This window comes from Agrobacterium tumefaciens, assembly GCF_013318015.2.
GTDB lineage: Bacteria > Pseudomonadota > Alphaproteobacteria > Rhizobiales > Rhizobiaceae > Agrobacterium > Agrobacterium tumefaciens.
The window spans coordinates 1,879,159-1,892,715 of sequence record NZ_CP115842.1 but is presented as its reverse complement, the minus strand read 5'-3'; the positions used below and the strand labels follow the sequence as shown (position 1 = coordinate 1,892,715).

The 13,557-nt window shown below is 59.1% G+C and carries 13 protein-coding genes; 4 read left to right on the top strand and 9 right to left on the bottom strand.

The window, feature by feature from the left end; translation table 11 throughout:
- Window positions 1-79 precede the first annotated feature (79 nt).
- Window positions 80-1,060, bottom strand: coding sequence for a mannonate dehydratase (locus G6L97_RS22045; RefSeq protein WP_013761138.1), 981 nt, complete (start codon window positions 1,058-1,060; stop codon window positions 80-82).
- Between the two features lie 67 nt (window positions 1,061-1,127).
- On the bottom strand, window positions 1,128-1,841 hold the full coding sequence (locus tag G6L97_RS22040) for a FadR/GntR family transcriptional regulator (protein ID WP_004431172.1): 714 nt from the start codon (window positions 1,839-1,841) through the stop codon (window positions 1,128-1,130).
- Between the two features lie 205 nt (window positions 1,842-2,046).
- Between G6L97_RS22040 and G6L97_RS22035 the strand changes: the two genes are divergently transcribed.
- Genes G6L97_RS22035 through G6L97_RS22020 form a run of 4 tightly spaced genes read left to right on the top strand, consistent with a single transcriptional unit; the run spans window position 2,047 to window position 5,537 of the window.
- Complete coding sequence (locus tag G6L97_RS22035; RefSeq protein WP_004431168.1) at window positions 2,047-3,075, top strand: ABC transporter permease; 1,029 nt, start codon at window positions 2,047-2,049, stop codon at window positions 3,073-3,075.
- Window positions 3,072-3,971, top strand: a complete 900-nt coding sequence (locus G6L97_RS22030) for an ABC transporter permease (RefSeq protein WP_013761140.1) — start codon at window positions 3,072-3,074, stop codon at window positions 3,969-3,971. Before G6L97_RS22035 ends, G6L97_RS22030 begins: the two co-directional genes overlap by 4 nt.
- Entirely contained in the window at window positions 3,958-4,803 is an 846-nt protein-coding gene (locus G6L97_RS22025; protein WP_025594967.1) for an ABC transporter ATP-binding protein, read from the top strand. The genes G6L97_RS22030 and G6L97_RS22025 overlap by 14 nt, the downstream gene beginning before the upstream one ends.
- Complete coding sequence (locus G6L97_RS22020; RefSeq protein ID WP_035200346.1) at window positions 4,800-5,537, top strand: ABC transporter ATP-binding protein; 738 nt, start codon at window positions 4,800-4,802, stop codon at window positions 5,535-5,537. The genes G6L97_RS22025 and G6L97_RS22020 overlap by 4 nt, the downstream gene beginning before the upstream one ends.
- A gap of 108 nt (window positions 5,538-5,645) precedes the next feature.
- On the opposite strand, the gene G6L97_RS22015 is transcribed toward G6L97_RS22020, so the two are convergent.
- From G6L97_RS22015 to G6L97_RS21985, 7 genes are all read right to left on the bottom strand, one after another.
- On the bottom strand, window positions 5,646-6,698 hold the full coding sequence (locus G6L97_RS22015; protein ID WP_035200345.1) for an ABC transporter ATP-binding protein: 1,053 nt from the start codon (window positions 6,696-6,698) through the stop codon (window positions 5,646-5,648).
- An 18-nt stretch (window positions 6,699-6,716) separates the two neighbouring features.
- Window positions 6,717-7,559 carry a carbohydrate ABC transporter permease gene (locus G6L97_RS22010; RefSeq protein ID WP_035200343.1) on the bottom strand — a complete coding sequence of 281 codons (843 nt, stop codon included), beginning with the start codon at window positions 7,557-7,559 and terminating at the stop codon, window positions 6,717-6,719.
- Complete coding sequence (locus G6L97_RS22005) at window positions 7,549-8,481, bottom strand: carbohydrate ABC transporter permease (RefSeq protein WP_035200341.1); 933 nt, start codon at window positions 8,479-8,481, stop codon at window positions 7,549-7,551. Before G6L97_RS22005 ends, G6L97_RS22010 begins: the two co-directional genes overlap by 11 nt.
- Before the next feature lie 10 nt (window positions 8,482-8,491).
- Window positions 8,492-9,766, bottom strand: a complete 1,275-nt coding sequence (locus tag G6L97_RS22000) for an ABC transporter substrate-binding protein (protein WP_035200339.1) — start codon at window positions 9,764-9,766, stop codon at window positions 8,492-8,494.
- A 49-nt stretch (window positions 9,767-9,815) separates the two neighbouring features.
- Entirely contained in the window at window positions 9,816-11,417 is a 1,602-nt protein-coding gene (locus G6L97_RS21995) for an FAD-dependent oxidoreductase (RefSeq protein WP_035200336.1), read from the bottom strand.
- 5 nt (window positions 11,418-11,422) lie between these two features.
- Window positions 11,423-12,493: a LacI family DNA-binding transcriptional regulator gene (locus tag G6L97_RS21990; RefSeq protein WP_025594973.1), complete on the bottom strand. Its 1,071-nt coding sequence runs from the start codon at window positions 12,491-12,493 to the stop codon at window positions 11,423-11,425.
- 210 nt (window positions 12,494-12,703) lie between these two features.
- Window positions 12,704-13,441, bottom strand: coding sequence for a carboxylesterase family protein (locus G6L97_RS21985; RefSeq protein ID WP_174003781.1), 738 nt, complete (start codon window positions 13,439-13,441; stop codon window positions 12,704-12,706).
- Between the last annotated feature and the right edge of the window lie 116 nt (window positions 13,442-13,557).

Sequence of the window (13,557 nt, the reverse complement as noted above, 5' to 3'; positions counted from 1 at the left end):
GATTTTTTCATACCTGCTCCTCCTACAGATCGGTAATTGCAAGCCGGCAGCGCCACGTGCGCCAACCGGCCTGAAACAGTCAAAGATGGTTGTTATTAAGCGCCTCGATGAGCGCGGCGATGTAGCCGTAGCAAAACGCAAAGGCGACACCGACGGGATCGCGGCCCGCAATCGTCGGCACATGATCGGGCATGATCATGTAGCGATAGCCGAGTTCATGGTAGAGCTTCAGCGAACGGACCATGTCCATGTCACCCTCGTCGGGAAACGTTTCCATGAAAGACAGCTTGCCGCCGCTGATGTTGCGGAAATGGACATTGAATATCTTGTCGCGGCTGCCAAACCAGCGGATGATCTCGTCGATCTCCTCGCGCGGATTGTCGAGCATCTCGCCGATCGATCCCTGGCAGAAATTCAGTCCGTGATAAGGGCTTTCCCGCATCTGCACGAATTTCTTCAAGCCCTCGACGGTGCCGAGCACCCGGGTGACACCCTTGTAGCCGGGCGGGGTGTAGGGGTCATGCGGATGGCAGGCGAGCCGGACCTTGTTGCTTTCGGCAACCGGCACCACGCGTTCGAGGAAATAGTCGATGCGTTCCCAGTTTTCGTCCTCGGATAGAACACCGGCAAGGCCCGGAGCCGCATCATGGTCCGCCTTGTCCCATCGCCAGGCTTCATTGAGCGAACCACCACGCCCGCGCTCCATTTCAGTACGCGGGATGCCGATGAGATTGAGGTTATATTTCGCCGCCGGGATGCCGGCCCTGGCGATATCCTCAATCATTCTGCAGACGGCATCGATCTGCCGGTCGCGTTCTGGCCCGGCAAGCAGGATATCGGGAAACGATGCCTGTTCGATCGGCCTTGATGGCAACGGCAATTGCACCATGTCGAGCACGAGGCCAAAGCTCTCGACCTTGTCACGGTGGCGCTCAAAATCCTCAAAGGTCCAGCTTGCGGGTGCACCAGGCGGATCGGCGTTGATATTCTTGACGCCAAGCTGCGCCCAAACCTTGAAATCCTCGTCATCGCGCGCTGTCACCTGGGTGCCGACATACATCGATTCTCTCCTCACTCCATGCTAGTCATCATATGACATCGCACGAAATAAGATGAGTGTCGAGATGCTATTGCGCCTCGGAAAGCAACCTGTATCGACGCTGGCTCGCAAGCATATGATCGCGCATGGCTTTCCGCGCGGCATCCGGATCCTGCTCTACGATGGCGCGCAGGATTGCCTCATGCTCGGCCTGCACTTTGCGCAGATAATCCGCGTCGCCCGTCTCCGGCAGGGTTGGAAACTGACCGCGCGGTATCGAGCGTGACCCGAACTGGCGCAGTGCCTCGAGATAGAACCGGTTGTTGGTCGCTATCGCAATGGCCGTGTGAAACTCGTAATCGGCACTGACGGTGCTTTCGCCCGCATCGATGGCCCGGCCCATTTTCCGATGGGCTGCGGAAATTGCCGCTTCCTGCTGGGCTGTGCGGCGATAGGCGGCAATTGCCGCTGCTTCGCCTTCGGTTGCGAGCCGAAACTCAAGCATTTCCAGCGTTTCTGCAATTGTGCCAACTTCGGATTGCGTCAGCTTCACACCCGCCCACTCGCTGACATTGCTGACGAACACGCCCTTGCCATGGATGGGAATGACATAGCCGGAAGAGCGCAGATCCGCGATCGCCTCGCGAACCACTGTGCGGCTCACGCCGTAGGTGCGCTCAAGCTGCGGTTCCGTGGGAAGCTGATCGCCGTTCTTCAGTTTTCCACTGCGAATTTCTGCACTGAGATTATCGATGATCTGTTGTGCCCGCCGCTCCCGCGGCTTTTCCCTATCGCCCATCATGCCACTCTTCCCTCTTGCAGAAAACGAATCCCTTCGTTACTCATATGATGACGTGGCGTTACGTCATATGTTTTCATGTTAGCTCAGGGAGGAGTTGGGATGAAGTACCATCAAAAGTTTTTGCAGGGTAGAATTGCTCGTCTGCGGCGAGCCGTTCAAAAAGTGGCATCGCTGACAGCGTTTTCTCGTGGAAGTGCGATTTGCGATGACTGAAATTTCATTGCGCGGGCTTGGACATCGCTTCCTGCAACTTGTCGTCAGCCTCTTCATCCTGCTCTGCATCACCTTCATCATTGGCCGGGTGATGCCGACCGATCCGGTCGGGGCAATCGTCGGTGAGCTTGCAGATCCCAAGGCCTATGAAGCCATGCGGGCTCGGCTTGGGCTTGATCTCCCTCTCTACCAGCAGTTTTTCATCTATCTCCGCGGCCTGCTGCACGGCGATTTCGGTATAGCTATCCTGACCGGAAACCCGGTAACGCGGGACCTGGCGCAAGCCTTCCCGGCGACGCTTGAGCTTGCAACGCTGGCAATCATCATCTCCACCGTCATCGGCGTCCCGCTCGGTCTCGCCGCGGCCCTGTTTCGCGACACGTTCATCGACAAGTTCGCACGTGTCTTTGCGCTGGTGGGGCATTCGATACCCGTATTCTGGTTCGGTATCGTCGGGCTCGTGATTTTTTATGCGAATCTCAACCTTGTCGCCGGGCCCGGTCGCGTGGACGTCTTTTACGAAGGCCTCGTGGAGCCGAGAACAGGGCTGATGCTGGTCGACACTCTTCTCGCAGGTGAGACAGAGATTTTCTGGAATGCGCTCGCGCATATCATGCTGCCGGCGATCATCCTTGCCTATATGGCAATGGCCTACATTACCCGCATGACCCGCGCCTTCACCCTCGAACAGCTTAGCCAGGATTACGTGATTGCGGCGCGTGCGAAAGGCGTCAGCCCGGCGCGCACCGTAACCCGCCATGTACTGCCGAATATCGCGGTGCAGCTGATCACCGTTCTCGCCATCTCCTATGGCAACCTGCTGGAAGGCGCCGTTGTGACCGAAATCGTCTTTTCCTGGCCCGGCATCGGACAATACATGACGAATGCACTGCTTATTGGTGACATGAATGCGATCCTCGCAGCCACGATCGTCATCGGCTTCATCTTCATGATGCTCAACTTCCTCGCAGACGTGGCCTACACCACGCTTGACCCGCGGACACGGGAGGTCGCTCGATGACCGATATAACTCAGAACACTCCCGTGCGGAGCCGCAGCGCGTTGTCTCGGATATCCACAACGACGGCGCGGACGCTGCGGAAGCTTGGCGACGAGCCGCTTGGAATGTTCGGCTTTGCCATTCTCGCCATTCTGGTCGTGGTTGCCATTTTCGCTCCCCTGATTGCGCCATATGATCCGGTGCGCCAGGTGCTCGACAATGCGCTTCAGCCTCCCAGCTGGGCGCATCTGGCGGGAACCGACGAATTTGGCCGAGACATTTTCAGCCGCCTCGTCTATGGCACCCGCATCACGATCCAGACCGTCTTGTCGGTCTCGGTCATCGTCGGCCCTATCGGCCTTGCAATCGGTGTCATGGCCGGTTTCTTCGGCGGCAGAACCGACGCCATTCTGATGCGCGCGACCGATATTGTCCTTTCCTTCCCTTCGCTCGTTCTGGCACTTGCCTTTGCTGCTGCAATGGGAGCCGGTCTCGGCACCGCAATCATCGCGATCTCGCTGACCGCCTGGCCGCCCATCGCGCGTCTGGCGCGGGCCGAAGCGCTGGTCGTGCGCAACACCGACTATGTTGCGGCCGCACGCCTCTACGGGGCCTCGCCGATGCGCATCCTGTTTCTTTATATCGCGCCGATGTGCATTCCTTCGGTCATCGTCAGACTGACGTTGAATATGGCCGGTATCATCCTGACGGCCGCCTCGCTTGGCTTCCTCGGTCTTGGCGCGCAGCCGCCGCTTCCCGAATGGGGGGCGATGATTTCCAGCGGCCGTAAATTCATGCTCGATTACTGGTGGGTCGCCGTCATGCCCGGCATCGCGATCCTTTTGACGAGCCTTGCCTTCAACATCGCTGGCGATACGCTGCGCGACCTACTGGATCCGCGTCATGCCCGTTCCTGATAGCTCTCCCATTCTTTCGGTCCGCGATCTTAACGTTCGCTTTGGCCGCAACGCCATCCCCGCCGTCTCCAATGTCAACTTCGACGTTGGACGCGAGCGTGTCGGTATCGTCGGCGAATCCGGGTCCGGAAAGTCCACAACCGGTCGTGCCGCCATGCGCCTTCTGCCCAAGAGCGCCACGGTGACGGCAGAACGGATGGATTTCCTCTCCGAACCGCTGCTTGAAAAATCCGAGCGCCAGATGGGTGCGATCCGCGGCAGCGAGATGGCGCTCATCATGCAGGACCCGCGTTATTCCCTCAATCCGGTCCTGCCGATCGGAAAGCAGGTGGCGGAAGCGGCCGAGCTGCATCTGGCCCTCAAGGGCAAGGCCGCCAGAAATGCCGCGCGCGACATGCTGCTGCGCGTGCGCATCAACGATCCTGACCGCGTGATGGGGCTTTATCCCCACCAGATTTCAGGCGGCATGGGACAGCGCGTGATGATCGCCATGATGCTGCTTGCCAAACCCAAGCTGGTCATCGCCGACGAACCGACCTCAGCACTCGATGTCAGCGTCCGCAAGGATGTCCTTCTGCTTCTGGACGAGATGGTGCGCGAAAACAATTCGGGCCTCATCCTCATCAGTCACGATATCCGCATGGTCGCGGCCTTTTGCGAACGCGTGCTGGTCATGTATGGCGGACGCGTCGTGGAGACGCTTTCCAAGCTCGAAGATGCGCAACACCCCTATACACGGGGCCTGATCGCGGCCATGCCCGATCCCCGCAATCCGGTCCGGCGCCTCAAGGTGCTGGATCGCCAGGCAATCGATGCGGAGGTGATGCGATGATCACGGTAGACAAGCTGGATGTCGTCTACGGCACGAAGGAAACCCGCAATCACGTCGTGCGCGACGTCAGCTTTCGGGTCAGCCGAGGCGAGACACTCGGCATCGTTGGCGAAAGCGGTTGCGGCAAGTCGACATTGCTGCGATCGCTTGCCGGCCTGGAATCCGGCTGGACCGGATCGATCTCTTTCGAAGGCAAGCCTGTAGGCAAAGTGCGTAGCCGCGACGAGCTGAAGCTTGCGCAGATGGTGTTCCAGGACCCCTATGGTTCCCTGCACCCGCGCCACCGCATCGGCCGGGCTCTTGCCGAACCGATCCGCTCCATGGGGCTTGGTGACGGCTGGTCGAAGGTTCCGGCCACGCTGCAGCAGGTTGGCCTGCCCGCGCATTTTGCCGAGCGCTTCCCGCACGAACTGTCCGGAGGCCAGCGTCAGCGTGTTGCGATCGCCCGCGCGCTTATCCTCGAGCCGCCGATCCTGCTTCTCGACGAGCCGACATCCGCTCTCGACGTCTCCATTCAGGCGGAAATCCTGAACCTGCTGGCCGATCAGCGCGACGAGCAGAACCTCACCTTCGTTCTCGTCAGCCACGACCTGTCGGTTATAGCCCATATGTGCGACCGCGTTCTGGTCATGCAGAATGGTGTCTTCGTCGATGAGTTGACCAAGGCCGATCTTGAAGCGGGCATCACCCACGCGGCCTATTCAGGCGAACTCTTCGAAAGCAGCTTTCTTTGAAAGCCGTCATGGGGTGAGCCATTGGAACAGCTGGACTGCGAGGTTTTCCCTGGCAGTCCAGTATCTGATCAGGCCCTCGGCCCGCGCAAGAGGCAGAGGGCCTCGTGATCAGTTCAGCCGTGCTCCGTCTTCACTCGAAAACAGATGAACGCAGTTAAGCGTCGGCGAGACCATGATGCTGTCGCCGACTGCCTGCCCTATACGTTCCCGAAAGACGCCGAGCACCTTGGAACCGCCGAGTTTCATGGTGACCTGCGTTTCCGATCCTAATGGTTCAACCAGCATTATCTCGGCAGGCACGCCGCCGGCATCAAGCAGGAAGTGTTCCGGGCGGATGCTGTAAACGGCCTGTTTGCCGACGAAGCCGGCCGCGGAAACTGGCAAGGGCAACACGATACCTGCCGTTTCAAAACCTCTTTCAGTTATCGCGCCTGTCAGGAAGTTCATCGATGGCGAACCGATGAAGCCCGCAACGAACTGATTTGCCGGGCGGTCGTAAAGTTCGAGCGGCGTGCCGATCTGCTCGACCCTGCCGCCATTGAGAACCACGACCCTGTCGGCCATCGTCATCGCCTCGACCTGGTCGTGCGTCACATAGATCGTGGTGGTCTTCAGCTTCTGGTGCAGCGCCTTGATCTCGCCGCGCATGACGACGCGCAACTTCGCATCAAGGTTGGACAGGGGCTCATCGAACAGGAACACCTGCGGATTGCGAACAATGGCCCGGCCCATCGCAACACGCTGGCGCTGGCCGCCGGAAAGCTGGCGCGGATAACGGTCGAGCAGTTGCGCAAGGCCAAGAATATCCGCTGCCCAGTTCACCTTTTCAGCAATTTCCTGCTTGCTGGAACCGCGGTGCTCCAGCGAAAAGCCCATATTGCTGGCCACCGTCATATGCGGATATAGGGCATAGGACTGGAATACCATGGCAATATCGCGGTCCTTGGGATCGAGATCGTTGACGACCCGTTCGCCAATCCTGAGCTCACCGCCGGTAATCGTTTCGAGACCGGCTATCATCCGCAAAAGGGTCGACTTGCCGCAGCCGGAAGGCCCGACAAGCACAACAAACTCGCCGTCCATAATGGCTAGATCGATGCCGTGAATGGTTTTGACCGCGCCATAGTTTTTGCGGATGTCGGAGAGAGTAACGTGAGCCATCAATCGGTTTCCGGTTCTTCAGCCCTTGAGGCCGGTATGGGCGAGGCCTTCGACAAACTGCTTCTGGGCAATCACGAAGACGATGAGCACGGGCAGCGCAGTCAGCGTCGCTGCGGCAAGCTGGATGTTCCACATCGGCCCGCCATAGGCGTCGGTATATTGCGTCAGCGCCTGCGGCAGCGTGAACATCTCGGCGCTGGAGAGAAAGACGATGGGTTCGAGGAACAGGTTCCAGGAATGCAGGAACGTAAAGATCGCGACCGAAGCAAGCGCCGGCTTTGCCAAGGGCAAGGCAATCTTGCGAAATATCTTGAAACGTCCAAGACCGTCGACGCGTGCCGCCTCCTCCAGTTCCCCCGGCAGCGTCACAAAAAACTGCCGCATGACGAAGGTGGCAAACACGCTTGGCGCCCCGAAAATCGGCACTAGGATCAGCGGCCAGTGGGTGTTGACCATGCCTGCCTTCAGGAACATCTGGAAGAGCGGCACGATCGTCACTTCGGACGGGATCAGCAGGCCAAGCAGCACGATCATGAAGATCACATTGGCGCCCGGAAACCGGATCCGTGCGAAGGCATAGCCTGCCATTGAGGAGATGATCATCGTGCCGATCGTCACCACAGCGGCAATGTAGGCGGAGTTCCAATATTGCCGCACGAAGGGCTGCAACTCGAACACCTTCGCATAGGTCGTCCAGTCGTGGCTCTGCGGTATGAGCTGCGGTGGGAAGGCGAAGATGTCGCTTATGGGCTTGATGGACGAGGTAACCATCCACCAGGTTGGAAAGACGAAGGGGACAAGCAGCACGCACAGCAACCCGTAGAGCGCCACCTGCATGCGGGGGGAAAGGTCAGCTTTCATAAAAGACGATCCTCTTGCGCATCTGCCACTGGGCAAAGGTCAGCACGGCAACGATCAGAAACAGCAGGATGGACAGCGTCGAGCCGTAACCGAAGAAATGGAACTGGAAGGCCTGCTGATAGAGGTAGTAGACCAGCACCGTGGTCGACAGACCCGGCCCGCCCTGGGTCAAAACCGCAATCTGAGCAAAAACCTGTAACGAGCCGACAATGGTGATGATCGAGGTCAACAGGATCGTCGGGCTGATCAGCGGCAGGGTGATGCGACGGAACTGTTTGAAGGCTGGCGCGCCGTCGATGCGGGCGGCCTCGTAGAGTTCCTTCGGCACGCCCTGAAGTGCCGCCAGGAACAGGATCATGTTGAGCCCGACATTCTTGAAGACCTGTACGACGATGACCGAAATCATCGCTGTCGTCTCCTCGCGCAGCCAGTTGGGGCCTTCGATGCCGACCATCAGCAACATGCCGTTGATGCCGCCGTTCTTCTGCAGCAGGAAACCCCAGACGATCGTCCAGGCAACCAGAGACACGACGACGGGCGAGAAGAACAGCGTTCTGAATATCGCTATGCCGGCAAGCTTCTGGTTGAGCAGCACGGCAAGCAGCAGCGCCAGCGACATGTTGAACACGACGAGGCCGGCTGAGAATATCCCGGTCGCGCCCAGCACCTCCAGAAGATTGCCATCTTCGATGAGCATCCGGTAGTTCTGCGCACCGGTATAGGTGAAGGTATTGGCGAGCACGTTCCACTCATGCAGCGAATACCAGAACACTAGCCCCAGCGGGATCAGCACGAAGATGATGATCCCGATCAGTTGCGGGGCGATGAACAGAAAGCCAGCAAGACTGTCGCGCCGCGCGATGGTCCAGAACGCCGATGCAGGGCGATGCCGGGGACGGGTAATCTCCTGCGCGACAGCCATGGCTTTCTCCTCAGCGCTTCAGGAGCGGCGCGATCTGGCCGCAGATTTTTTGAAGCGCTCCCGCGACATCGGCCTCCGGCCGCCAGACCGCGTCGAGGTTTGAGCGCACGATCTGCTGGATCTGGGCAAAGCCGGTGTGGCCGGGCATGACCTTGCCCGTGGCGATGCCTGATATGACGACCTTTTCGATCTGTTCCTGGCTGAGCAACGGATTGGTTTTTTTCAACACCTCCGCATTCAACAGCGACTTGCGCGCCGAGGGGAAGAACTGGCTGAGCTTTGCCGAATTTTCCGGATTGGTCATGTAAGCAACGAATTCGGCCGCCGTCTGCGCATTCTTGCCGGACTGCATGACGCCGATGCCGGCCTGTCCGATCAGCGCGTATTCACCGGCAGGTCCCTTTGGCAGCGGCACGAGGTCCCAGCCGAAAGGCTTGTCCTTCGGCAAAAGCGAGGCCCGGCTGATCTGGGTAATGGTCATCGCGGCATTACCGGCGAAGAAATCGACCGTCTCGCCGGGGCCGGGCATGGCCCTCTTGCTGAAGATGGCATCATGGATGAACGACACCGCATCCGCCATCGGCTTTTCCGACATGGTGCAGGTTGCGCCATCCGCGCTCCAGGGCGATGCGCCCCAGCCGTTCCACACGGAGGTCAGATATTGCCAGCTCTGGTAATTGAAGTCGCGGACGACAAGCCCGCCCTTGCCGGATTTCGCGACCGCCGAGGCGGTCGCGATGGCGTTTTCCCAGGTCCATTCGCCGGCAGCGATCATCTCCGCCGGCGTCTTTGCACCTGCAGCCTTGATGAGATCATTGTTGACGAAGACCGCAAAGGGCGAGGTCGAGAACGGATAGGCGAAGAGCTTTCCGTCCTGCGACCAGCGTTCCGTGGCCCCGGCGCTGACTTCGTCGAGATTGTAACCCTGTGCGGCCTTCAGCGTGTCGGTAAGCGGATATAGCGCGCCTGACTTCACGAAATCATAGGCCGAGGTCTCGAAAATCCAGGCCATGTCAGGGGCGTTGCCACCGGCGATCTGGGTCGTCAACGCAGTGGTATAGGTGTCGAAAGGCAGGGACTCATAGGTCACGCTGACATTTGGATGGTCCTTTTTGAAGCCGGCTGCGATGTCGTTGAACAGCTTTAGATGCGCCTCGTTGGCACTCCAGATCGTCATGCGCAGCTTGACCGCCGCATCCTGCGCCGCCGCTGCCCCTGCCAGCGCAAACGAGCCGATAAGGGCCAGCGCGCAGGCCGTGGTTTGCATTTTCCAATGACTATTCATTCCCAGTCCTCCTCCAAAGATGGGTTCGATCAAACGACAGTCCGCCGTCCTAATAGGCCGCGATATCCGGCCAGCGTATTTCAATGCCTTCGCGGGTTAGCGCCGTCTGGAAGGCATGAAGATGGTCATCGTCTTCCTGCACCTGATGCGGTGTGAGACCTTTTTCCAGGCAATAGGCCGCCAGCATTCCAGCCACTTCGCCGATATTCCATTCGACTGGATGCAGGCGGTAGCAGCCATTGGTGATATGCGTCGTGCCGATGTTCTTGCCCGCCGGAATGAGGTTCTTCACGCGCTCGGGTATGAGTGCGCCAAGCGGAATCTCGAACGGGCAGGAAGGCACATCTATATAGTTGTCGCCACCGGTCGATGGGTGCAGATCGATGCGGTACATGCCGATGCCGATGCTGTCGCGATAGCGGACAGCCCCCCTGTCACCTCGAACCGTGTAGGAAAGATCCTGTTCGACGATGCGCGTGACCGGCTTGATGCGGCGGCTTTCCCGGATATACGGCGCCATGGCAAGGCCGTGTTCGGTGCCGGTAATATCGCCTCTGAGGCGCAGGCCGCGAAAGCCCTGTCCGCCATCAAGGCGCGGCGCTTCGGTCTGCAACCAGTAAAACACCGAATAGGAAAGTTCGGCCGCCGCCTTCAGATGCCGCGCCTTTTCTTCTTCCGACACATCGATGATGGTGCCGTCCATGTAGTCGATCATCGGCCAGTTCACGAGGCAGATGTCGGATTTATAAAAACCTGGCGCAAAGTTCTTGCGTGCCGCGATGCGACGGAAAATCCAGAGGTTTTCATCGCCACCGCCCTTGCGCTGGTCGGCATCAACCAGCAACGGATCGTCGTCCGGATTGGGCGTGAAGGAGCGGGTCGTGTGTTCCAGCGTGCGCGGATGCGGCGCGGTGAAACCGAGCATCGGCCCACCCCAGAAATGCGGCTCGTACTTGCGCCAGTAGTCGTAATTATCAGGCTTGTCGATCGTCTGATCGCCGTCGACATGATCGATTGCAAAGCAGATCGACACGGCCTGCACATTATCAGGCTGGGCGCTGGCCGGCGCACTGGGCTCACCCGTGTCCGATTGCGCCTCGAACCCCTTGGCATATTCCGTGCCCGTCATCGGCAACAGATCGCCAAGCTCGGTGGCATCAAGAATGTAGTCGGCGGAAATGACGATCTCCGCTCCGCTGTCGCGATGCCGCACGGTGATCGCGCGGACCCTATCGCCGTCCACATCGGCAGCAACCGGCCGATAGGGCTTGAGCACCGTCAGCCGGTCGGCACCGATATGGGGCATAAGCATGCTTTCCATCACCGCAAGGCTCACGCGCGGCTCGGCGCAGATGCGGCTGACCCAGCCGCCACCCGGATTGAGGTCACTCCAGGAGCGGGCGCCTTCCGTCAACGGATAATGGTCGCGGTAATATTGGCGCACGCCGTTGCGTAGTGCGCGATAAGAGCGGGTGATACCGAACTGCTCGACCCAGCTATGTTCGTCCGATGGCACGGCCTGGCTGGTCAACTGACCGCCGATCCAGTCATATTCCTCGGTCATGATCACGCGCTTTCCGGCGCGTGCGGCACCGAGCGCCGCCGCCACGCCGCCAAGGCCACCACCGACCACAAGAATGTCTGCTTGCATCTCTTTCACGTCGTCTCATCCGTTTTGTTGACTGGGGACTTATCTGGGGAGGCCACTGGAGCCGGACCCAATGTTTCACCCTTGACGGGTTGGCACTTGAGTAGAATTTGACTTCCCGGGCTGCCGGTCTCGATGCGGTTCACCAGCATTGCAGTCGCCTGCCGGCCCATCTCTTCACGGGGAATTTCATAGGATGTGAAACGCACCGGGCTGCGGCCGGCACGAATATGGCTGCCAAGCACGACCATCGAAAACACGTCGGGCACCCCAATTCCGCGCTCCCGTGCCAAAGTCTCGACGCGCACCGCATCCGCCAGTTCTATGAAAAATGCCACCGTCGCGCCGCTTTCGATGATTGCATCGAGGATCTTTTCGGCAGGCCGGTTTACCGCCTTTATGTGCAATGCAAGCGTCGCCGCCGTGCCGAGCGCATCACTGAAACCTCGCCAGCGGTCGGCAATCGATTCCGCCGGACCCGCAGGGCCGATATAGGCGAGTTTGGAATGCCCGAGCATCATGGCATCTTCAACAAGCTGCCGTGTGCCCGCGGCATAGTCGCCGCCAACATAGGGCACGGGCCCGCCAGCATCGTCGCGTCGGCCGATCGCCACGAATGGATAATCTTCCGAGACCAGCCGGGTAAGCTCCTTGCGGTCGAATTCACGGCCCAGGACCAGGCAGCCATCGGCGATCCGGAGCCTGTTGCCCTCGGAAAAAATCTTGCGGTTGTTGCCGACGCCGGCACTGGTCAGCAGCAGAAGATCGTACGCCTGCTGTTGCGCCTCTTCCTCGATGCCCAACAGGAACGGCGTAAAGAAGTCCGCCTGTGCGCTTGGAAAAGCAGGCTCGTAGGTGAAGACGCCGAGGATGCGGTTGAGCCCCTTGGCCATGCGGCGCGCGATCGGGTCCGCGACATAACCCGTCTTGCGAATGACCGCCTGTACGCGTTCGCGTGTTTCAGCCGGGATACGTGCAATCGCGGTCGGCGCGCCGTTCAAAACAAGCGATACTGTTGCCTGACTGACGCCGGCAAGCTTCGCAATATCGTTCTGAGTAAGGCGTTTATGGCTGGTCACGCAATGCCCTCCCCGACACTCGTTGATTGCTAATACGTATTAGCTGTTAATGCGTATTAGCACGACTTCCCTACTCTGTGTCAAGAGGCGAAAGATACGCTTGCGGAGAGATGTTTTGACGAAGGCTTATGAGGCGGCCAGCCCGGCCTTATGGCGGCCGAGCTGGGTTATGGGCTTCCATACCAGCGGTAAACGGTACCCGCTGCGGGTTCAGGGTGCCGAAGGCGTCTTTGCGTCTGCAAGCTTTTGCTGGAGAAGCCAGGTCCACATCGCCTCATCGCCGAGCACTTTTGCCTCCACCTCTTCATGGTTCGTATCTTCAAAAACCGTCAGCCGCACGTTGCGTTTCAGTTCCTGGAGACGCTGGACGAGGACAACAGTATCGGACAAAGGAATCACCTCGTCCCTTGAGCCGTGAAAGGCCCAGAAGGCTGTCTTTTCATTGGTGCGGTTGAGGTAATGGCGGATGCCGCCACCGGCAATTGGGACGACCGCAGCAAAAGTTTGTGGAAACTGCTCGGCCATTGACCAGGCGCCGAACCCTCCCCGGCTATATCCAATCAGATAGATACGGCTGCGGTCCACCCGATGATCCGCCACAACGGAAGCCAGGACGCTTGCGACACGTTCGATCGGATAAAGCAGTTCCTCGCTCGGATTTTGTGGCGAAAACACCATGAAAGGAAAATCACGACCCCCTTCGATCAATTTTGGCAGACCGCTGCGGCGCAGCTTTTCGACGTCGCTCCCGCCCTGATCGCCGCCATGCAGCCAGACCACGAGAGGATAGGTTTTGTCCGAACCGGCATAGTCTTTGGGCGTATAAAGCAGATAATTGATATTCGACGCGATCGTGGCGTCAGACCTCATGGCCTTCTGCTCGGCAAACGCAAATGTCGATGTGGCCAGTGCCGCAACAGCGATCAGGCATAGTTTCAGATGCTTCATGCTTTTGTCCTCCCAACAAACACGTCTTCCAAGACGCGACTGGTGAACTCATCAGCCGCCGGGTTGGTTCAGTGGTTTGAAAAGCATGCCGGTCGACACGCCATGCGGAACCCGAT

What these genes read in the sequence shown, in the direction of transcription:
- G6L97_RS22000 (WP_035200339.1), bottom strand. Translation starts at nt 9,766, where the DNA reads ATGAATAGTCATTGGAAAATGCAAACCACGGCCTGCGCGCTGGCCCTT.
- G6L97_RS22025 (WP_025594967.1), top strand. Translation starts at nt 3,958, where the DNA reads ATGCCCGTTCCTGATAGCTCTCCCATTCTTTCGGTCCGCGATCTTAAC.
- G6L97_RS22040 (WP_004431172.1), bottom strand. Translation starts at nt 1,841, where the DNA reads ATGATGGGCGATAGGGAAAAGCCGCGGGAGCGGCGGGCACAACAGATC.
- G6L97_RS22015 (WP_035200345.1), bottom strand. Translation starts at nt 6,698, where the DNA reads ATGGCTCACGTTACTCTCTCCGACATCCGCAAAAACTATGGCGCGGTC.
- G6L97_RS21995 (WP_035200336.1), bottom strand. Translation starts at nt 11,417, where the DNA reads ATGCAAGCAGACATTCTTGTGGTCGGTGGTGGCCTTGGCGGCGTGGCG.
- G6L97_RS22010 (WP_035200343.1), bottom strand. Translation starts at nt 7,559, where the DNA reads ATGAAAGCTGACCTTTCCCCCCGCATGCAGGTGGCGCTCTACGGGTTG.
- G6L97_RS22005 (WP_035200341.1), bottom strand. Translation starts at nt 8,481, where the DNA reads ATGGCTGTCGCGCAGGAGATTACCCGTCCCCGGCATCGCCCTGCATCG.
- G6L97_RS22035 (WP_004431168.1), top strand. Translation starts at nt 2,047, where the DNA reads ATGACTGAAATTTCATTGCGCGGGCTTGGACATCGCTTCCTGCAACTT.
- G6L97_RS22030 (WP_013761140.1), top strand. Translation starts at nt 3,072, where the DNA reads ATGACCGATATAACTCAGAACACTCCCGTGCGGAGCCGCAGCGCGTTG.
- G6L97_RS22045 (WP_013761138.1), bottom strand. Translation starts at nt 1,060, where the DNA reads ATGTATGTCGGCACCCAGGTGACAGCGCGCGATGACGAGGATTTCAAG.
- G6L97_RS21985 (WP_174003781.1), bottom strand. Translation starts at nt 13,441, where the DNA reads ATGAAGCATCTGAAACTATGCCTGATCGCTGTTGCGGCACTGGCCACA.
- G6L97_RS22020 (WP_035200346.1), top strand. Translation starts at nt 4,800, where the DNA reads ATGATCACGGTAGACAAGCTGGATGTCGTCTACGGCACGAAGGAAACC.